21 protein-coding genes are annotated in these 18,213 nt (G+C 63.3%); 9 read left to right on the top strand and 12 right to left on the bottom strand.

Features of this window, described 5'->3' with window-relative positions; genetic code table 11:
- Positions 1-112 precede the first annotated feature (112 nt).
- The 4 genes from EP867_RS12055 (at position 113) to EP867_RS12070 (ending at position 3,536) form a co-directional block, all read left to right on the top strand.
- Positions 113-622: a molybdopterin-dependent oxidoreductase gene (locus EP867_RS12055; RefSeq protein ID WP_128489541.1), complete on the top strand. Its 510-nt coding sequence runs from the start codon at positions 113-115 to the stop codon at positions 620-622.
- A 6-nt stretch (positions 623-628) separates the two neighbouring features.
- Positions 629-2,029: a sensor histidine kinase gene (locus EP867_RS12060; RefSeq protein ID WP_128489543.1), complete on the top strand. Its 1,401-nt coding sequence runs from the start codon at positions 629-631 to the stop codon at positions 2,027-2,029.
- Positions 2,016-2,657, top strand: coding sequence for a response regulator transcription factor (locus tag EP867_RS12065; RefSeq protein ID WP_128489545.1), 642 nt, complete (start codon positions 2,016-2,018; stop codon positions 2,655-2,657). The genes EP867_RS12060 and EP867_RS12065 overlap by 14 nt, the downstream gene beginning before the upstream one ends.
- Positions 2,658-2,792: 135 nt before the next feature.
- A complete protein-coding gene (locus EP867_RS12070) occupies positions 2,793-3,536 on the top strand; it encodes a YciE/YciF ferroxidase family protein (RefSeq protein WP_128489547.1) in 744 nt (247 codons plus the stop codon).
- Positions 3,537-3,602: 66 nt separating this feature from the next.
- On the opposite strand, the gene EP867_RS12075 is transcribed toward EP867_RS12070, so the two are convergent.
- From EP867_RS12075 to pcaD, 6 genes are all read right to left on the bottom strand, one after another.
- Positions 3,603-4,022 (bottom strand): acyl-CoA thioesterase, encoded by a 420-nt coding sequence (locus EP867_RS12075; protein WP_128489549.1) that lies wholly within the window; start codon positions 4,020-4,022, stop codon positions 3,603-3,605.
- Positions 4,023-4,190: 168 nt separating this feature from the next.
- Positions 4,191-5,249, bottom strand: coding sequence for a 3-carboxy-cis,cis-muconate cycloisomerase (locus EP867_RS12080; protein WP_128489551.1), 1,059 nt, complete (start codon positions 5,247-5,249; stop codon positions 4,191-4,193).
- 58 nt (positions 5,250-5,307) lie between these two features.
- Positions 5,308-5,907 carry a protocatechuate 3,4-dioxygenase subunit alpha gene (gene pcaG, locus EP867_RS12085; protein WP_128489553.1) on the bottom strand — a complete coding sequence of 200 codons (600 nt, stop codon included), beginning with the start codon at positions 5,905-5,907 and terminating at the stop codon, positions 5,308-5,310.
- A gap of 3 nt (positions 5,908-5,910) precedes the next feature.
- Positions 5,911-6,639: a protocatechuate 3,4-dioxygenase subunit beta gene (gene pcaH, locus EP867_RS12090; protein WP_128489555.1), complete on the bottom strand. Its 729-nt coding sequence runs from the start codon at positions 6,637-6,639 to the stop codon at positions 5,911-5,913.
- On the bottom strand, positions 6,636-7,016 hold the full coding sequence (gene pcaC, locus EP867_RS12095) for a 4-carboxymuconolactone decarboxylase (RefSeq protein WP_128489557.1): 381 nt from the start codon (positions 7,014-7,016) through the stop codon (positions 6,636-6,638). Before pcaC ends, pcaH begins: the two co-directional genes overlap by 4 nt.
- Positions 7,013-7,798, bottom strand: coding sequence for a 3-oxoadipate enol-lactonase (gene pcaD, locus EP867_RS12100; protein WP_128489559.1), 786 nt, complete (start codon positions 7,796-7,798; stop codon positions 7,013-7,015). The genes pcaC and pcaD overlap by 4 nt, the downstream gene beginning before the upstream one ends.
- A 90-nt stretch (positions 7,799-7,888) precedes the next feature.
- Here pcaD and EP867_RS12105 point away from each other — a divergent pair, with 90 nt between their 5' ends.
- Entirely contained in the window at positions 7,889-8,818 is a 930-nt protein-coding gene (locus EP867_RS12105; RefSeq protein ID WP_128489561.1) for a LysR substrate-binding domain-containing protein, read from the top strand.
- Position 8,819: 1 nt separating this feature from the next.
- On the opposite strand, the gene pobA is transcribed toward EP867_RS12105, so the two are convergent.
- On the bottom strand, positions 8,820-9,992 hold the full coding sequence (pobA, locus tag EP867_RS12110) for a 4-hydroxybenzoate 3-monooxygenase (protein ID WP_128489563.1): 1,173 nt from the start codon (positions 9,990-9,992) through the stop codon (positions 8,820-8,822).
- A 106-nt stretch (positions 9,993-10,098) separates the two neighbouring features.
- On the opposite strand from pobA, the gene EP867_RS12115 reads away from it, so the two are divergent.
- Positions 10,099-10,935, top strand: coding sequence for a helix-turn-helix domain-containing protein (locus EP867_RS12115; RefSeq protein ID WP_164888850.1), 837 nt, complete (start codon positions 10,099-10,101; stop codon positions 10,933-10,935).
- A gap of 42 nt (positions 10,936-10,977) precedes the next feature.
- On the opposite strand, the gene EP867_RS12120 is transcribed toward EP867_RS12115, so the two are convergent.
- Positions 10,978-12,453, bottom strand: coding sequence for an aldehyde dehydrogenase family protein (locus tag EP867_RS12120; protein WP_128489567.1), 1,476 nt, complete (start codon positions 12,451-12,453; stop codon positions 10,978-10,980).
- A gap of 268 nt (positions 12,454-12,721) precedes the next feature.
- Positions 12,722-13,621 carry a helix-turn-helix transcriptional regulator gene (locus EP867_RS12125; RefSeq protein ID WP_164888851.1) on the bottom strand — a complete coding sequence of 300 codons (900 nt, stop codon included), beginning with the start codon at positions 13,619-13,621 and terminating at the stop codon, positions 12,722-12,724.
- A 104-nt stretch (positions 13,622-13,725) separates the two neighbouring features.
- Between EP867_RS12125 and EP867_RS12130 the strand changes: the two genes are divergently transcribed.
- The 3 genes from EP867_RS12130 (at position 13,726) to EP867_RS12140 (ending at position 16,645) form a co-directional block, all read left to right on the top strand.
- Entirely contained in the window at positions 13,726-15,159 is a 1,434-nt protein-coding gene (locus EP867_RS12130) for an aldehyde dehydrogenase family protein (protein ID WP_128489571.1), read from the top strand.
- A gap of 82 nt (positions 15,160-15,241) precedes the next feature.
- Positions 15,242-15,973: a 3-oxoacid CoA-transferase subunit A gene (locus tag EP867_RS12135; RefSeq protein ID WP_128489573.1), complete on the top strand. Its 732-nt coding sequence runs from the start codon at positions 15,242-15,244 to the stop codon at positions 15,971-15,973.
- A 3-nt stretch (positions 15,974-15,976) separates the two neighbouring features.
- The gene (locus EP867_RS12140; RefSeq protein ID WP_128489575.1) at positions 15,977-16,645 is read left to right on the top strand and encodes a 3-oxoacid CoA-transferase subunit B; all 669 of its coding nucleotides are present in this window, start codon (positions 15,977-15,979) and stop codon (positions 16,643-16,645) included.
- Between the two features lie 177 nt (positions 16,646-16,822).
- On the opposite strand, the gene EP867_RS20525 is transcribed toward EP867_RS12140, so the two are convergent.
- The 3 genes from EP867_RS20525 to EP867_RS20440 are packed head-to-tail and all read right to left on the bottom strand — an operon-like array spanning position 16,823 to position 18,187.
- Positions 16,823-17,176 (bottom strand): Hint domain-containing protein, encoded by a 354-nt coding sequence (locus EP867_RS20525; protein ID WP_380049729.1) that lies wholly within the window; start codon positions 17,174-17,176, stop codon positions 16,823-16,825.
- Positions 17,077-17,592, bottom strand: coding sequence for a Hint domain-containing protein (locus EP867_RS12150; protein WP_164888852.1), 516 nt, complete (start codon positions 17,590-17,592; stop codon positions 17,077-17,079). The genes EP867_RS20525 and EP867_RS12150 overlap by 100 nt, the downstream gene beginning before the upstream one ends.
- Positions 17,510-18,187: a calcium-binding protein gene (locus tag EP867_RS20440; RefSeq protein ID WP_277749363.1), complete on the bottom strand. Its 678-nt coding sequence runs from the start codon at positions 18,185-18,187 to the stop codon at positions 17,510-17,512. The genes EP867_RS12150 and EP867_RS20440 overlap by 83 nt, the downstream gene beginning before the upstream one ends.
- Positions 18,188-18,213: the final 26 nt, after the last annotated feature.

Genomic DNA, 18,213 nt, shown 5'->3' on the forward strand with positions numbered 1-18,213 from the left:
GATGCGGGCCCTAAGCCCTCCTGTCCGCTGGTTTTTAAAAGGTGAGAGGTTCCCGGAGCAATTTCCGCCCCCGTCTTCACTGAACGCGGGCAGGGCAACCAATGAGACCGCCGTGACCACCAAATCTGCCTTCGCCCTTTCGCGCCGCCACCTGCTGACAGGTGCCGTTGCCGCGCTGACCTTTGCCCCCGCCGCCCGCGCACAAAGCGGCCCGCTTCTGCGGGTCGAAAGCAGCAGCGGCGTCAGCAGCTTCACCGAAGAGAGCTTCGCCGCGCTGCCGCAGTCGGTTCTGCGCACCCATACCGCCTGGACCGAAGGCCCGCGCGAGTTTCAGGGCGTGGCGCTGAAAGATCTGCTGGCAGCCGCCGGTTTTGACAGCGCAGCCCTTCAGGGGCGCAGTCTGCGACTGCGGGCCCTGAATGAATATGAGGTCGCGATCCCGGCGGAAGACTGTGAGATCTATAACCCGCTTCTGGCACGCTCGATGGACGGCAGCCCCATGCTGCGCAGCGACAAAGGACCGCTCTGGCTGGTCTATCCGCGCGATCAGTTCCCTGAGCTGCATGACCAGCGCTATGACCACCGCTGGGCGTGGCAGCTGGCCGTGATCACCGTCGTCTGACCAGGCGTGAGACGCGTCGCCGGGATATATGTGCTCGCTCTGGGCTGTGTGGCCAGCTTCCTGGTGCTGATGGTGCTGTCCTTCAGTGAGCTGCGCACGATTGTGCGGCAGCTTTCTGACAACACCGGCGAGAATATGGTCTGGATGGTCTCTCAGGTCACGCGTGAGGCTTTGCGTGTTTCCCTGGTGCTTGAGCGCGGGACGCGCAGCGAGGGCACCTGGGAGGAACTGGCGTTTCGTCTCGATATGCTCGAAAGCCGGGTGCGCGTGATTTCGGAAGAGCCGCTGCGGGATTTCTTTCGCCGCCACAGTCGTGAGGCCGAGTTTGAGGCCTTTCACGCCTCTTTCGCGCGGCTGGTCACGGCGCTGCGCGTGGCCCCCGAACAGCTGCCGCCCGCCGGTCGTCTGACCCTGTCGCGTGAGATGGAGCGGCTGGCCAATGCCAGCTCCACCCTCGCCAATGCCAGCATGCTTGATGAGCGCAATCTGCTGGGCCGCCACTATGACACCATGCGCAAAGCCAGCGAGGGGCTGCTTGCGGCCTCGCTGTCGGGGATGGCGCTCGGGCTGGCCCTGGGGGCCTGGCTTCTGCGCTCCCTGGTGCGCCAGAGCCGGGTGACCGAACAGCTGCAGCAGCACCAGGAGGGGCTGGAGCGTGTCGTGGCCGAACGCACCCGCGAGTTGAACGAAGCCCTGGCCACCGAGCGCCACGCCAAAGAGATCTACCGCAGCTTCATCACCACCGTGTCGCATCAGTTCCGCACCCCGCTGTCGGTCATCAATATGATCGGCCAGCGCCTCAAACGGCGCGCGCATCAGTTCTCTGCCGAACAGGTGCGCCAGAAGGCCGACAGCGTGACCACCGCGACCTCACGTCTTCTCGAACTGCTCAGCAGCGTCAGCCGCGCCGCGCTGATCGACCGGCTTGAGCTGAGCGATCAGGTGGAAACAATTGATATGAAAACCCTTTGTGAAAAGGTCATTCGTGATATGCGGCTTCTGGGCTATGCGAGGCCAATCCCGATCGATGCGCCCGATGATCTGCCGCATTGCCCGGGGGACCCGGTGCTGATTGCCCAGGTCGTTGAAAACCTGCTGAGCAATGCGGTGAAATATTCCGCCCCCGACAGCCCCGTCACGCTTACGCTGCGCAGTGACGCAGAGGCGCTCTTCTGCACGGTGACCGATCAGGGCATCGGTATCCCCGAAGAGGATCAGCCCCATATCTTTGAGCGCTTTCACCGGGCGTCCAATACCGCCAGTCATTTTGGCTCGGGCGTCGGGCTGAACCTGTCACGCACGGTGCTTGCGCTGCACGGGGGGGAGCTGAGCTTCTCTTCGGTGCTGGGCGCGGGCTCCGTTTTCACCTTCCGTCTGCCGCTGGAGAACCGACATGCCGCGTCCTGAGCAACTGCTTATTCTGTGCATCGAAGACGAAGCCGATTTCCGCACCGAACTCGTCGAAGAGCTGGAGGCGCTTGGCTATCAGGCCATAGGTGCGGAAAGCGGCGAGGCGGGGCTGGCCTGTCTTGATGCTCTGCCGGCCGAAAGCGTCTCCTGCGTCATCTGCGATGTGATGCTGCCGGGATTTTCCGGCCTTGAGATGGTGCGCCTCCTGCGCGGCCATCCGGCCGTGGCCAAAGCGGCTCCGGTCCTGTTGCTGACGGCGCTGGTCGGGCGCGACGATATGCTGAGCGGGCTGCGGGCGGGGGCGGATGATTATCTGCTGAAACCGGTTGATCTGACGCTTTTGCAGGTCACGCTTGAAAACCGCCTGCAGCGGCTTGAGGATATGCGCCGCGCTCAGACCCCGGCGGGGCTGGAGGTGCCGCGCGATCTGCTCAAGCATCTGTCCCGCCGCGAAACAGAGGTGCTGACGCTGCTGGGCAAAGGCAAACGCTCGGGCGAAATTGCGCGCGATCTGACGATCTCAGAGCATACGGTGCGGCAATACACCAAAGACCTTTACCGCAAGCTGCGCGTTACCAGCCGGGTTGATGCGGCCCGCATTGCAATCGGGCTGAACCTCGTCTGAGGCTGCTTCTCTCTGCCTGATCCTGAGCGTCTTTCAGCCGAAGCGGCAGCGCGGCTGTCACGCGGCGGAACATTGAGGACCGACCCTGGTTTCTCCCCTGTAGCTGATCAATTGCCACTGGTGAGGAGAGATATCATGGCCGCAAAAGCCGGGACTTCCGAGAAGGCTGCAACCACGCGCAGCAAGACCACCAAAGCCGGACGCACCAAAGAGGTGTCCTCCGCTAAACCCGCCGCAGAGCAGCGCCAGAAGCGCGCTAAGACGGCGGTGAGCAAGGTTGCGGCACGGGCCTCAACCCGTCAGCGCCGCACAGCCAGCGATGAAAAGGGGCTGATTGACCTTCTGGAGCATGCGCTGCGCGACATGTATTACGCCGAGCGCAAAATCTATCGCGCCCTGCCCAAAATGATCAAGGCAGCCGACGACGATGAACTTGCCGCAGCGCTGACCAGTCACCGGGAAGAGACCGCCACCCATATCGAGGCGCTGGAGGCCAGCTTTGAAGCGATGGGCCTGCGCGCAAAAGGTGAGAAATGTGACGCCATCGACGGCATTCTCGACGAGGCGACGGGCATCCTTGAGGACTTCGGCGGCACCCTTGCGGGGGATGCAGCGATCATCTTCTCGGCCCGCGCGGTGGAGCATTATGAGATCTGCCGCTACAGCGCCATGGTCGGCTTTGCCGATGCTCTGGGCCTCGATGAGGTGCATAAGCATCTGCAGGGCGTGCTGGACCAGGAGATGGCGGCGGATGCCAAAATGGTCGCCCTGGCCGAAGGCTCAATCAATGAAGCCGCCTCTGAATATGACGAAGATGACAGCGATCCGGCACCCGACCCGGGAATGGCCGCCGCAAAGACCGGCGCAAAAAAGGCCTGAATTTCAGCCCTTTGTGCAATGAAATTTACGCAATGAAAGAAGGCCGCGATCCGTCGCGGCCTTTTCTCAGACGCTCTCTGCCGCTGCCGCTTCGCGCAGGTTCAGCGGGCGGGGCTGGCCGTCATCATCCACGGCGACCATGATGAAGATCCCCTCAGTCACCTTTTCCGGCGCGGTCTGACGGTGGCGGCGCCAGGCCTCGACCTGAAGCGTCATCGAGGTGCGCCCGGTTTTCACGATCGAGGTATGGATCAGCACCGTGTCGCCCACCTTCACGGGCTTTCGAAAGGTCATCTCGCGCACCGCTGCGGTGACGGTGCGATGGCCGCAAAACTCAGAGCTGCGCGCGAAGGCGGCAAGATCCATCTGCGACAACAGCCAGCCGCCGAAAATATCTCCGGCGGGATTGGTGTCCTCGGGCATCGCGATGGTGCGCAGGGTGATTTCCTGTCCGGTCGCTTGGGCTTGGGTGGCAGTCAGATCCATGGCTCTTTCCCTCAGGGCGGGGCTCCGCCGGGGCGGTCGATGTGACGTTACGTAACGACATCGCAGTGAAATGCCAAAGCGTCACGATGCCGCGACACTTTTTGTCGATAAGGTCTTGATTCTTGGAATTTTCCTGCGCGCAAGATTGTTGCGCGCAGGATGGGCCAATCAGTCGGGCGTGCCGATCCGGCGGATCTGGCTGCAAAGCGTCGCGGCGACAGTTAACGCGCGCCCGGTGGTCTCAGCTATGCCTGGCAGCACCATCCATTCCAGCGCCCAGGCCGCGCCCGAGCGCTCCAGCTCATGCACCATGGCCTGATGGATCTGGCCCAGACTTCCGGCGTTAAAGCGCGCCAGAGTGACCAGAAGCTCTGCCAGCACCGGGTTTTGCTTATGCGGCATGGCGGAGGAACTGCCCCCCCCGGCAAGGGCAATCTCACCGATGCCCTGCTGCGCCATGAGGGCGATGTCCTGGCCCATCTTGCCCAGCGTGCCCGAAATCAGCGCGCAGAGACCGGCAAATTCCGCCACCCCGTCGCGCATGGAGTGCCAGGCGCGGGGCGGGTTTTCAAGGCCAAGGGCGGCGGCCACGAAAGCGGTGATGACATCGGCCTGATCTGCGATGGCACGGCGATCGCCCGAGGCCCCGCCGATCTGGACGCGGGCAACACGCGGACGCAGTTCGCGCAGGCGCTGCAGATGCGCTTGGAGCGGCTGCTGCCAGGGCGCGATGCGGTCGGCCACGGTGATTTCCGTCGCGGCCTGCATCCGGGTACGGCCCATCAGGGGATTTTCCCCAAATTCCGCACTCAGCCGCAGAAGGCTGTCGTTCAGCGCCGTCAGCCGCGCTTCAAAAAGATCAAGGCTCGCCGTCATCGACAGCGCAAGGCTGGTGTCGATGACATCCTGCGAGGTGGCACCGGCGTGAACCGCCCCCTTCGCCGCACCGGCAGCCGCCTTCATCTGCGCCACAAGACGGGGAATGACCACGCCGTCCTGACCGGTCCCGTCGCAAAGATCTGACAGATCAAAGCTCATGGCCTCAATGGCGCGGGCGGCGGTTTCGGCGGTCTCAGCTTCAACCCGACCGGCCCGACCAAGCGCCCGCGACCAGGCGGCCTCAAAACGGCGCATGCCCTCAAGCTGCGCCTCCGGGCTCCAGAGCGCGGCGGTCTCGGGATCCGCGAAAAGCCCTGCCAGCCAGGGATGGGTGAAAACATGGCTCATGGCGGGGCCTTTCTGAACAGCGTCAATGCGGCCCGAGGGTCCGGGCCGCACCAGGGTCTCAGATATCGAGGAAGACGGTCTCGCCCTCGCCCTGCAGGCGGATATCGAAGCGATATTTGCCCGGAGCGATCTTTTTGGCGATCAGCGTCTCAACGCGGGGGCGCTGCTCAATGCGGGCCAGCAGCGGATCGGCGGAATTGTCCTCATCCTCAAAATAGATGCGGGTCTGCAGGCCGATGTTGATACCGCGCGCCACGATCCAAAGCGAGATATGCGGGGCCTGAAGCTTCCCGCCACGCGCTTTGACCGCGCCCGGTTTCACGGTGCGCAGGGTAAACTCACCGCTTTCGGCATCGGCGGCAAAGCGGCAATGGCCAGACACCGCCGGATCCGCGCCGGGCTGGCCGGGGAAAATCCCTGCCGCATCGGGCTGCCAGCTCTCAATCAGCGCATCGCGCATCGCCCAGCCCGAGCCGTCAAAGACCTGACCGGTGATCTCGATGATCTCACCTTTTGCGCCCTCCGCGATCGGCGAGACCGCAACCTCTTCGTGGTAATAGCCCGGGTTGCCCGCATAGGTCGGCATCAGGCCGATGTGGACATAGGGGCCTGCGGTCTGAGAGGGTGTCTCAACTAGGAAATCGAGTTTCTGAACCATGGCTCACATCCCCTCGAGTTTGTTTTCAAACATGGTCTGACGGCGACCGCGCAGCACGATGTCGAACTTATACGCCAGGAAGTCATGCGGGCGCGAATTGTTCATATCGAGCGGCGCCACCAGGGTATCGAGCTGGCTGCGGTTGCGCACGGTGGCGGCAATCGGGCAGCGGTCGATCAGCGGGTCACCCTCAAAGTAAAGCTGGGTGATCAGGCGCTGGCCAAAGCTGTGACCATAGACCGAGAAGTGAATGTGCATCGGGCGCCAGTCATTGCCACGGTTCGGCCAGGGATAGGCACCGGGGCGGATGGTCAGGAACTGATAGCGGCCCTGCTCATCGGTAAGGGTGCGCCCGCAGCCGCCGAAGTTCGGATCAAGCGGCGCGAGATAGCTGTCTTTCTTGTGGCGGTAGCGGCCACCGGCATTGGCCTGCCAGATTTCGACCAGGGTGTTCGGCACGGCACGGCCGTTCTCATCCAGCACCCGGCCATGAACGAGGATCCGCTCACCAATCGCCGGCGTGCCGTCTTTCGACCAGTTCAGGATCAGGTTGTTGTCCAGAGCGCCGATCAGCGAATGGCCGAAGGTGGGGCCGGTTTCTTCCGAGAGGCCCGATTCCATCGACAAAAGCGCCTGTTTGGGCGAGCGCAGGATCGAGGTTTTGTAATCCGGAAAATAGGGATCCGGGTGCATTTCGCGGTTGCGCGGGATCAGCGGGCCCTGGTCGCTCATTTGTCAGCTGCCTCCATTTCGGCATAGGTGGCTTCGGCGAGTTTGATCGCGTGATTGGCTTTCGGCACGCCTGCATAGATCGCGACATGCTGGAAGGCTTCCATGACATCGGTTTTCGTCGCACCGGTACGGGCGGTGGCGCGGATGTGCATGGGGATTTCTTCGAAGTTTCCGGTCGCCGCCAGCAGCGCCAGCGTAATCATCGAGCGCTCACGCCGCGAGATATTGTCCGAGGCCCAGACGGTGCCCCAGGCGCTTTCGGTGATCAGCGACTGGAAGGGTTTCGAAAACTCGGTCTTATTGGCCTCAGCGCGGTCCACATGGGCATCGCCCAGCACGGCGCGGCGGGTCTCCATGCCTTTGTCGTAACGGCTCATGCGGCAGTCCTTTCCAGGAAATCGGTGATGAGTTGCGCGGTGGCCTCGGGCTGCTCGACGCAGGGGATATGGCCGGCGTCGGGGATCAGCCGGAAGGGCGCGTTGCAAAGCGCGGCCGTGGCGCGGACCAGATCGGGCGGGGTGGAGCCGTCCTGATCGCCGCAGAGCACTTCGACCGGCAGGGTGAGGGCGCGGGTGCTTTCCGTCAGATCGGCACCGGCAATCGCGGCGCAGCAGCCGACATAACCCTCGACGGTCGTGCGCGTCAGCATATTGGTCCAGAGCGCAAATTCGGCGCGGGTTTCGCGGAAGGGGGCGGTGAACCAGCGCTCCATAATCGCCGGACCCATGGGGAGCAGCCCCCCCTCGCGCACCGCGGCGATGCGGGTGTTCCACATCTCAGCCGTGCCGATTTTTGCGGCCGTATCCATCAGGATCAGCGCCTTCACCAGATCGGGCCGCTTTGCCGCCAGACCCTGGCCGATCAGCCCGCCGATGGAGAGACCGATGAAGGTCACATCCTTCACGCCCAGATGATCGCAAAGGGCCTCAGCATCTTCGACCAGCAGGTCCATGCTGTAGGGGGCAGGGCTGGCGTCTGAAAGGCCATGGCCGCGCTTGTCGAAACGGATCAGGCGCAGCCCTTTGGGCAAAAGCGCGATCAGCTGATCCCAGACCCGCAGGTCGGTACCGAGCGAATTGGCGAAAACAACCACACGGCCATCGCGCGGACCTTCGTCGCGGATGTGAAGCTGTGCGTCGGGACGGGTAAGAAACTGCATGGCAAACCTCCGGCTGCTGCTCTTATGCCATGGCCACCCCTCATTTTAAATTATAATGTTTGGCCGGATATATAACTTTGGGGTTATGATATGCTGCATCCGCTGCTGCGCCTGCGTCATCTGTCGTGCTTTCTGGAGACGGCGCGGCTCGGCTCGCTGTCGGCGGCGGCGGATCATCTGCGCATCAGCCAGCCCGCTGCCTCTAAAACGATCCGGGAGCTGGAAGAGATCCTTGCAGTCACGCTTTTTGATCGCAGCGGGCGGAAACTGGCTCTGACCCCGGCGGGCCAGGTCTTTCAGACCCATGCCGGGGGCGCTATGGCAGAATTGCAGCGCGCGCAGAGGGCGGTGCAAAGCCCGGCGGCGGCCCAGGCACGCATCCGGCTCGGGGTGCTGCCGACCGCTGCCACCGGTCTGGTGCCCGAGGCGGCGCTTTCCCTGCGAAAGACCCGGCCCGAAGTGCTGATTGAGGTGATGACGGGGCCGAACTGGCTGCTTTTGTCGCTGCTGCGTGAGGGGCAGCTTGATCTGGTGGTGGGGCGGATGCCGCCTGCCGGGAATGCCGAAGGCATCGAATTTGTGCCGCTTTACTGGGAAAAGGTGATCCCGGTGGTGCGTGCAGGCCATCCGCTGGCGGAGGCTGCGGGCTGGAGCCCCGATGATCTGCGCCGTTATCCGCTGATGCTGCCGCCGACGGGGGCGGTGATTGCGGGATCGGTGCGGGCCTGGCTGCATAATGCGGGGCTTGGTGCGCCGGCACCGGCCTTCGAGAATGTCTCGCTTCCCTTCGGGCGCGAGGTGCTGCGCCAGTCCGATACGGTCTGGTTCATCTCAGAAGGGGTGGTGCGCGCCGATGTGGTGGCGGGCCATCTGGCCGTACTGCCGCTGAAGAACGAGCTTCTGGGCGGGCCGGTCGGGGTGTCGCGCCGCCCCCAGGACGGCGAAACACCGGTGCTTTTGAAAGAAGTGATCGCGGCCCTGGAAGAGGCCGCGATCCGTCAGGAAAGCCTGATGTCGTAACTCAGTAGGGCAGGCCCACGTAGTTCTCCGCCAGATCTTTGCGGGCGGTTTCGGATTCCGACAGATGGCGCAGGGTCGATTTACGCATCTGTGCGGCGAAGCTGTCCTCATCGTCGAAACGGTGCAGCATGGTGGTCATCTGCCAGGAGAAGCGCATCGCTTTCCAGATCCGGTTCAGCGCGCGGGCCGAATAGTCGTCGACGCCTTTGTTCGAGCCGTTTTTGATCGCCTCAACCAGGGCGTTGTAGAGGTAGTGAACGTCCGAAGCCGCAAGGTTCAGACCCTTTGCACCGGTCGGCGGCACGATATGGGCCGCATCGCCCACAAGGAACAGGCGGCCCCAGCGAAGCGGTTCGGAGACGAAGCTGCGCAGAGGCGCGATCGATTTCTCGATTGAGGCGGCTTCGACCACGCGGGCGGCCGCTTCCGCCGGAATGCGGCGCTTGAATTCAGCCCAGAAGCGGGCGTCCGACCAGTCTTCCGGCTTATCGGTCAGCGGCACCTGCAGGTAGTGACGCACGAGGGTCTCGCTGCGCATCGAGGCCAGGGCAAATCCGTGCTCAGAATTCGCGTAGATCAGCTCATCATTGACCGGCGCGGTATGCGCCAGAATGCCCAGCCAGCCGAAGGGATAAACGCGCTCAAACTCGCGGCGCTTTTCTGCCGGGATCGTCTTGCGGCTGACGCCGTGGAAGCCGTCACAGCCCGCAACCCAATCTGCGGTCAGGCTTTTGCGCTCACCCTCAACCGTGGTGAAATCGACGCGGGCCTGGGCGGCGTCGAGGTCGTGGATCTCGACATCCGAGACCTGATGAATGATCGTGGTGCCCATTTTGTCCTGGGCTTCAAAGAGATCGCGGGTCACCTCGGTCTGGCCGTAAACCATAACGCGCTTGCCGGTCAGTTCTCTGAAATCGATGTGAACCATCAGGTCACCATCCGAGATGATGGTGCCGTCATGCGGGATGCCCTCTGCATCCAGACGCTCGCTGACGCCCGCTTCGCACAGCAGGTTCACGGTGCCCCATTCAAGGATCCCGGCGCGAATGCGCGAGAGAACATGCTCACGGCTCGACCGCTCGAGGATCACGGTATCGATCCCGGCGCGGTTGAGCAGTTGCGACAGCATAAGGCCCGACGGACCCGAACCAATGATGGCGACCTGAGTTTTCATGGATCCTCGCTCCTTTACCTGAGCGTTACATAGATCTTTGTTTCCGCCGATGCTAATGGACGCAGGCGGCATAAACTGGTATTATTCGTGCATGTCTGCGCAAACATTGATCCCCAGTTTTCAGCTCTTCGGTGAAACCTCTGCCTTCCCCGACGTGATCCACCATGAGCGGATCCGCGATCGGGCGCTGCTGCATGACTGGAGAATCGGTACACATCGGCATACCGATATGGTGCAGCTTTTCCATATGGAACGTGGCGCCGCAGAGGTGCGGATCGACGGGCGCTCTTATCGCCTACAGGATGGAGAATTCCTATATATTCCGGTGCATTCGGTGCATGGCTTTGCCTTCCGCAAGGGCTCGGAAGGGGGGGTGTTTTCCTTCCCCCTGACCCTGAAAGACGCGCTGCCTGCGGCCTCTGCGGAACTTTCGGCGCGGCTGACACGGCCCCTGCAGGCGGCATGTGACGCAGCGTTCGTGCGACTCTTAACCGCATTGGTGCAGGCTTTCGAAGATACTGGCACTTTCCGGGCATCTCTTTTGGCCTCTCTGGGACAGGCGGTTCTGATTTCGGTGGCACAGGCGGGTGTGAGCGGGGAGGATGCGGAGGAAGCCGCGACGCAAAGACGTATGGGCGATTTCATCAGACTGCTGCGCGAAGATCTGAGTGCGGCACGCGGGGCGGGGGATTATGCCCGCAGCATGGGCATCACCACCGGACATCTGAACCGGATCTGTCGGGCTGCCTCGGGTCTCAGTGTCAGCGACTATATCGAGGCGGCACGGATGACCGAAGCGCGGCGGCTGCTGGCCTTTACCCAGCTTTCGATTGCAGAGATCGGCTATCGCCTTGGCTATACGGACCCCTCATACTTTTCGCGCCGCTTTCGGAATGTGGCGGGCGCAACACCCTCTGTCTACCGCCAGCAGTTTCTGAACTGAGGCAAAGAAAAACCCCGGCCTCTCGGCCGGGGTTCCATCAGATCAGAACGGGAAGTTCGGACCCTCATTGTGGATGGTGATCCAATGGGTGCGGGTGAACTCTTCCATGATCCACTCGCCATTGAAGCGGCCAAGGCCCGAGTTCTTTTCGCCACCGAAAGGCGCATTGGCGTGATCGCCGACGGTGATCGCGTTGACATGGGTCATGCCGGCGACGATCTGGCGGGCGAAGTTCACGCCGCGCTGAATGTCGCGGGTGTAGACCGCGCTCGACAGGCCATATTCGGTGTCGTTTGCCAGTTCGAGGGCATGGGCCTCGTCGCGGGCTTTAATCACCGGCAGAACCGGGCCGAAGGTCTCTTCGCGTGCCAGAGCCGAAGCCGGATCCACGTCGACGAAGATATGCGGCGCAATGACATTGCCCTCAAGCGGGCCCGAGACCACCAGGCGCGCGCCATCGGCCTTCGCCTGTTCGATCTTGGCAACCACGCCGTCGCGCTGCCCCTTCGAGATCGCCGGGCCGACGTTGGTGGCCGGGTTCAGCGGATCGCCATAGGTGACTTTCGACGCGCGGGCGATCAGCTTTTCGACGAACTCGTCATAGATCTTTGCATCCACGATCACGCGGTTCGTCGACATGCAGATCTGCCCCTGGTGCAGGAAGCGCCCGAAGGTGGCAGCGCCCACGGCCGCATCGACATCGGCATCATCCAGAACGACCAGCGGTGCGTTGCCGCCCAGTTCCAGCGCGACGCGCTTGATGAATTTGCCGCCCGTGGCCAGCTGGCCCACGCGCTTGCCCACATCGGTCGAGCCGGTGAAGGAGATGAACGAGGGCACTTCATGCTCGACGAAATAATCGCCGATTTCCGAACCCGAGCCGATCACCACGTTCAGAAGCCCGGCCGGAACGCCTGCCTCTTCGAAGATCTTGGCGACCAGAGTGCCGCCGGTGAAGGGGGTATCCGAGGCCGGTTTCAGCACCACACCATTGCCGCAGGCCAGCGCCGGAGCGACCGAGCGCACCGAAAGATGCAGCGGAAAGTTCCAGGGGCTGATGATGCCGATGACGCCAAGCGCTTCGCGATAGTAGCGGCTTTCCATCCCCGGCTCACAGGCCAGCAGTTTGCCCGAGATTTTGCCCGGGAAAGCGGCGGAATATTCGGTGATGGTGCGGGCGGCGCCATGCTCGATATGCGATTTGATCACGGTCGAGCCGGACTCGCGGCCCAGCCAGCCGCGGATTTCATCGGCGCGGGCGTCGAAAATGGCGACGGCGCGGCGGATGATCGCTTCGCGCTCAGCCGGGGCGCGGGCCGCCCATTCAACCTGAGCCGCTTTGGCGGCGGCATAGGCCGCATCCACGTCTGCGCGGCTTGCCAGTTTGATGGTGCCCAGCACCGAGCCGTCAAAGGGGTTCAGGTTGTCTGCGGTGCGATCCGACGAGCCGGGGCGCCATTCGCCGGCAATATATTGCAGATCCAGACCCTGATAGGCGTTGGTGGGGGTGGTGCTCATCCGGCATCTCCTGTCTCGACCTGTCACCAGGCGCTCTTCCCAAATTCAGACGGTCCGCGACCGACATGTCATGCAGTTGATCTTTCAACGCATGATCTGCCGATCTGCTGCACAACAGACCGCCCGTTCGTTACCAAAACTGCCCTCCAGGCGGATTTCCTCCGGTAACAGGGCTGAAATAGGGAGCGGCAGATAAAGGTTAAATGTTAAAAATTGTCACAGGCATGTGATTTTCGGTCAATCGACGAAATGACGTAACGGCACAGCCTCAGGGCCAGTCCGCAAAGGAGTCCGCCTCAGTCCCCGGGCGTGGCCCCCGGCTGCTGAGCGAGGCGCGGTAGTGGCTGGGGGATTGGCCGCTGCTGCGCTTGAAGAAATGGCTGAATTCTGCGGCATCGCTGAAGCCCAGCGACTGGGCAATCTCGGCGACCGGGCGGGGGGAATGCTCAAGCCAGGCAAGGGCCTCGCGCATGATGCGGCGGTGGATCAGCTGCAGCGGGGTTTTGCCCTGGCCTTTCAGGCAGACCCGGCGCAGGCGCGCTTCGCTGACCCCCAGGCGGGCCGCATAGCCACTGACGGGCAGGTGGTTGCGGAAATGGACCTCCACTTCACGGCGGAAGGCTTCGATGAGCTGGCTGTCGCTTCCGGCGGCAGGTGTGTGCAGATGCTGATGGGCGTTGCGCCAAAGCTGCACGATCAACAGACGCAGGCAGGACAGGATGCTGGTGCGGCTGCCGGTCCGCGGCTGTGCGGCCTCAAGCAGGATGGCGCGGGCCAGGGCCTCGGGGTCGGGTGGCGCCTCGCTGGTCAGATCGGTGCAGAGCAGAAGTCCGCCGCCCTGGGGCAGCATGCGCTCCATCTCGGCATCCAGCCCCAGAACTTCTCCCAGAAGCTGCGGCGCAAGTCCGAAGAGAAACCCCTCAGATCCGGCGTCGAGCTTCAGCACGGCCTCGGGCAGAGGGGGCAGAATAAGGGCGGCCGGGGCCGTGATTTCATGGCTGGCCTCCGGCAGCTCCAGCGAAATCCGGCCAGAGGTGACAAGCACCAGATGAAGATGCCCGCAATAGCTGCCCCGGCAGGGCCGGATTTGGCGCATCCGCAGACCCGCGGGCAGGGTTTCGGCGCGCAGGAGGCGGCTGAGATCATCTGCCGGGAGCAAAGCTGCCATGCGTCTGCACTTTCTGACATTCCTTCTGTTTGAAAATGACATGCCTTGCGTCAGAATGAAATGGCTTGTCCGGGTGCGCCGGGCATAAACTGTAGGGAGCTTCCATGCCTGATGACAGACACCCCGACCCCGCCCGCAGCGCTCATGTGGTGCTGGGGGGCGAATGTCTGCGGCTGAACCCGGCGGATGGAAGTATTGCCTCACGGGTTCCGGCTTTGCGCGGACCGCAGGCGCGGCGGCTGGCCAATCAGGCCGCCATGGCCTTCGGCGACTGGTCCCAGACCCCGGGCGACGCGCGGGCCGCGATCCTGCGGCGGGCGGCGGAGCTTCTGGATCTGCGGGCCGAAGGCTTAACCCGCCTCATGCGCGATGAGATCGGTGCGACCAGGCCCTGGGCTGAGTTCAACCTTGCGCAGGGGCGGGCACAGCTGCTGGCGGCGGCGGATCTTGCCACCTCGCCGCTGCTGGGAGAGGTTGAGCTTGCCGGGCATCTGCTGCGGCGCGAGGCGGCGGGGGTCTGCCTTGGCATTGCGCCCTGGAATGCGCCCCTGGCGCTTGGCCTGCGGGCTGTGGCCATGGCGCTGGCCTGCGGCAACAGCGTGATCCTGAAAGCCTCTGAGCTTTGCGCGGGCAGTCATCTTGAGATCGGCCGTCTGTTGCGCGATGCCGGTCTGCCAGAAGGCGTGCTCCAGATCGTCACCCATGCTCCGGAACATGCCCGCGAAGTGGTTTCGGCGCTGATCAGCCATGAAGTGGTGCGGCGGGTCAATTTCACCGGATCGACCCGCGTCGGGCGGGAAGTGGCGCAGATGGCGGCAGCCTCGCTGAAGCGGTGCCTGCTGGGGCTGTCGGGCAAGGCGGCGCTGATCGTAAGAGAGGATGCCGATATTGAGGGGGCTGCCCGGGCGGCGGCCTGGGGGGCCTTTGTCAACCAGGGCCAGGTCTGCATGAGCACCGATCGCATCATCCTGGACGAAAAGATCGCCGATGCCTTCACCGCGCGCTTGCTGCACCACACGGCCGAACTGCGCGCAGATGGCACCGCCTCGGGTCCGGTGATCAGCGAGGCCTCGGTGCGCCGCCTCTCGGATCTGATGGATGACGCCCGCAGCCGGGGGGCACGGGTGCTCTGCGGCGGCGAGGCGAGAGGTGTCTTCATGGAGCCCGCCGTTCTTGACGGCGTCGATCCCTCCATGCGGGTCTGGCACGAAGAGCTTTTCGGCCCCCTGGTCGTTCTGTGCCGTGCGGAAAGTGATGAGGATGCGGTCTCCCTAGCCAATGACTGCGGCTATGGCCTGAGCGCTGCGATCTGGAGCAGGGATCAGACCCGCGCCACCGAACTTGCCCGCCGGATTGAGGCCGGGATGTGCCATATCAACCGTCCGACCGTGCTCGATGATGCGGCGCTGCCGGTGGGCGGGGTGAAAGACAGCGGTTACGGGCGCTTTGGCACCCAGGCGGCCTTAGAGGAGTTTACCGAGGTGCACTGGACCGCTTTGCCCGGCAATTCGTGCGATAGTCGAACAACGGTCGTGTAACGCACAGATCGGATTGCCCCCAAAGGCCCGCAGCCCTATTTGGAAGACAGCTTCGGGCACATCCCGACGGATGAGGAATCTCATGGACAAAACAGTCAAAGACCTCGCGTCTGCTGTGGCAGGCATTGAAGATGGAATGACCGTCATGATCGGCGGCTTCGGCGGCGCTGGCGGACCGATCGAGCTGATCCACGCGCTCATCGACCGGTTCAAGGCGACGGGCCACCCCAAAGATCTGACCGTGGTGAACAACAACGCCGGCAACGGCCATGTGGGTCTCGCCGCACTGATCGAAGCGGGCATGGTGAAAAAGCTGATCTGCTCGTTCCCGCGTTCGGCCGATCCGGTGGTCTTCACTGAACTTTATCTCGCCGGTAAGATTGAGCTGGAACTGGTCCCTCAGGGCACGCTGGCAGAGCGTATCCGTGCCGGTGGCGCGGGCATCCCCGCCTTCTACACCCCGACCTCTTTCGGTACCGATCTCGCCAAAGGCAAACCGGTTGAGGTTTTTGAGGGCCGCTCTTATGTGCGCGAGCGCTGGCTGAAGGCGGATTACGCGCTGATTAAGGCGGAAACCGCCGATCTGCACGGCAACCTGACCTATCGCGCGGCAGCCCGCAACTTTGCCCCCGTGATGGCCATGGCCGCAGCGGTGACGGTTGTTCAGGCGGCGAAGGTCGTGGCTGCGGGCCAGATTGATCCCGAGAATGTCCATACCCCCGGCATCTTCGTGCAAAAGATCGTCGAAGTTGCCAATGCCGTTCAGGAAGAAGACCTGAACCGCGCCAAAGCCACCTATCCGCTGGAGGGTTGAGCCATGCAAAAGCTGTCGAACAATCAGATCGCCTGGCGCGCCGCTCAGGACATCCAGGACGGGGCCTATGTCAACCTTGGCATCGGTTTTCCGGAAAAGGTTGCGCAATACACCGTCGAAGGCCGTGAAGCGATTTTTCACACCGAAAACGGCATCCTGAACTTCGGCGAGAGCCCTGAGCCGGGCAAAGAAGACTGGGACGTCATCAACGCCGGCAAAAAGGCCGTGACCCTGAAGCCGGGTGCGAGCTACTTCCACCATGCCGACAGCTTCGCCATGGTGCGCGGTGGGCATCTCGATGTGGCGATCCTCGGCGCTTATGAAATCGCGGAAAACGGCGATCTGGCCAACTGGTCGACCGGCCCGAAAGGCGTGCCGGCGGTGGGCGGCGCGATGGATCTGGTCCACGGCGCAAAGCGCGTCGCAGTCATCACCGATCACGTCACCAAAGACGGCAAGCCGAAGCTGGTGAAGCAATGCTCGCTGCCGCTGACCGGCGTGGGCTGCGTGACCCGGGTCTATACCTCGCTTGCGGTGATCGACATTGAGGGCGGCCGCTTCGTGCTGCGTGAAAAACTGGCCTCGCTGTCGATCGAAGAGCTTCAGGCGGTGACCGGAGCGGAACTGGTCATCGACGGCCCCGTCGCGGATCTGGTCGTCCCCGACCTCTGAGCGGGTCCCGCAGAGTGACACAGACGGCTGCTCCGCAGGGGGCAGCCGTTTTGTTTTCAGTGGCAGGCGATCGCACTCCCGGGCCTTGGAATGTCCCGGCATTGGCCGGCGCGGTGTCGTCTCTCTGCCAGGAAGCAGACCCGGGGGCAGGCGCAATGGAACGGGGGCTTCAGAAGATCAGCCCCTCTGCCGATCTCTCCAGTGCAGAAGCCCGGGCTCATCCGGGTGTTGAAGCGGCTGCGCCGACCTGATCTGGTGCCGGATGAGCCGTCGTGCCGCACGCGCCCGCAACTCAGGCCGTACAAGTGGGGCGGGCCTGCGGATGAGGTCGGGGCAGGCGCGCAGCAGATCGCGGCGTTCAGCCAGCGGCATCAGCCGCGCCAGGGCAGGGCCGATATAGAGGCTTTCGCACCAGCTGCCCTCAGCCTCGATCAGGTGATGGCGGTCAAAGAGCAGGTGGAAATAGCGCTGTGCGCTGTTTGGTCTGGCCTGGGAAACACCGGCACATCCGCAGAAGTCTTTGGCGGGTATGACATATTCAGCCCCTTCCGCAGAGCTGAGCAGCAGACGATGCTGGCGGGTGACGTAAAGATCGCGCGCGGGCAGCCCCCTCCGAAGGCGCCTGCGGGGATCCGGACGGGATTGAACTGCGGCTGATCGTCAAGCGCGCGCTTTGAGACCTCCTGCGAGGAAACCCACCGCAGCGGCTGCCATCCGGCATCACGGGTCGCCAGCAGATCCCCGATGCGCAAAGCCTCAACCGCCACCGGACCGCGCAGGGTTCGGATGCGGGTGCCTGCGGCAAAGCAGACGACCCCGGTGTTGTCGGTATTGAGCAGGAAGGGATCGACCGGCGTGCTGCCGTCAGAGGTAAGGCGCAGCCCGCCCACCGCGTGCAGAACACCGCCCGCCTGTTCCGCGCGCAGCCAGGCAAGGGGGGGTGGCATAGGGCGCAGAGGGGCTGGCTTCATTGTAACTGCGCAGCGTTTCCTCATTGTAATACTGCGACAGATCGATGAAGTCGCTTTCGCCCGGGGTGGTCTGAAAGTCAGCCACCAGATCGCCGGCTGAGGCGATGAAGATATCGCTGCCCTCGCCGCCATAAAGGGTATCCGCGCCCGCACCGCCCTGCAGGGTATCCTTGCCGGTGCCGCCATAAAGCAGGTCATTACCGGCCCCGCCATCGAGCAGGTCATCGCCGCTGCCACCGTAAAGGCTGTCCTGGCCCGCGCCTGCGAAAATGCTGTCCTGTCCCTCGCCCGCCTCAATAAGGTCGTCATTTGTGGCACGGTCAGGAAGATGCCGGTCCGGGTCATCGATCCGATCGCCATGGGGATCACCGGTATAGTCCGCGTCAATCAGATCGTCTTCCGCAGTCCCGCTGACCACGCCGTCTCTGGCCAGAACCGAGGTTTCCGCCGTGGTGAGAGGGGGATCAACATTCGGGTCGAAGCCCTGAAGCGTCAAAACCGGTCCCGAAAAATCGGTGCCGTTGAAGGTGATATGCGCAGCGCCGGCCTGCGGGTCAAAAGTCTGGCCCACCTGCAGGAGGCCGCTCTGGGCGAGAC

Source organism: Falsigemmobacter intermedius (assembly GCF_004054105.1).
Classification (GTDB): domain Bacteria; phylum Pseudomonadota; class Alphaproteobacteria; order Rhodobacterales; family Rhodobacteraceae; genus Wagnerdoeblera; species Wagnerdoeblera intermedia.

Bases quoted from the DNA above. Each gene is read 5' to 3' on its own strand.
- EP867_RS12120 (WP_128489567.1), bottom strand. From the start codon at position 12,453: ATGAGCACCACCCCCACCAACGCCTATCAGGGTCTGGATCTGCAATAT.
- EP867_RS12130 (WP_128489571.1), top strand. From the start codon at position 13,726: ATGCCTGATGACAGACACCCCGACCCCGCCCGCAGCGCTCATGTGGTG.
- pcaH (WP_128489555.1), bottom strand. From the start codon at position 6,639: ATGAGCGACCAGGGCCCGCTGATCCCGCGCAACCGCGAAATGCACCCG.
- EP867_RS12105 (WP_128489561.1), top strand. From the start codon at position 7,889: ATGCTGCATCCGCTGCTGCGCCTGCGTCATCTGTCGTGCTTTCTGGAG.
- EP867_RS12150 (WP_164888852.1), bottom strand. From the start codon at position 17,592: ATGCCACCCCCCCTTGCCTGGCTGCGCGCGGAACAGGCGGGCGGTGTT.
- pcaC (WP_128489557.1), bottom strand. From the start codon at position 7,016: ATGAGCCGTTACGACAAAGGCATGGAGACCCGCCGCGCCGTGCTGGGC.
- pobA (WP_128489563.1), bottom strand. From the start codon at position 9,992: ATGAAAACTCAGGTCGCCATCATTGGTTCGGGTCCGTCGGGCCTTATG.
- EP867_RS12075 (WP_128489549.1), bottom strand. From the start codon at position 4,022: ATGGATCTGACTGCCACCCAAGCCCAAGCGACCGGACAGGAAATCACC.
- pcaD (WP_128489559.1), bottom strand. From the start codon at position 7,798: ATGCAGTTTCTTACCCGTCCCGACGCACAGCTTCACATCCGCGACGAA.
- EP867_RS12135 (WP_128489573.1), top strand. From the start codon at position 15,242: ATGGACAAAACAGTCAAAGACCTCGCGTCTGCTGTGGCAGGCATTGAA.
- EP867_RS12080 (WP_128489551.1), bottom strand. From the start codon at position 5,249: ATGAGCCATGTTTTCACCCATCCCTGGCTGGCAGGGCTTTTCGCGGAT.
- EP867_RS12125 (WP_164888851.1), bottom strand. From the start codon at position 13,621: ATGGCAGCTTTGCTCCCGGCAGATGATCTCAGCCGCCTCCTGCGCGCC.
- EP867_RS12140 (WP_128489575.1), top strand. From the start codon at position 15,977: ATGCAAAAGCTGTCGAACAATCAGATCGCCTGGCGCGCCGCTCAGGAC.
- EP867_RS12065 (WP_128489545.1), top strand. From the start codon at position 2,016: ATGCCGCGTCCTGAGCAACTGCTTATTCTGTGCATCGAAGACGAAGCC.
- pcaG (WP_128489553.1), bottom strand. From the start codon at position 5,907: ATGGTTCAGAAACTCGATTTCCTAGTTGAGACACCCTCTCAGACCGCA.
- EP867_RS12070 (WP_128489547.1), top strand. From the start codon at position 2,793: ATGGCCGCAAAAGCCGGGACTTCCGAGAAGGCTGCAACCACGCGCAGC.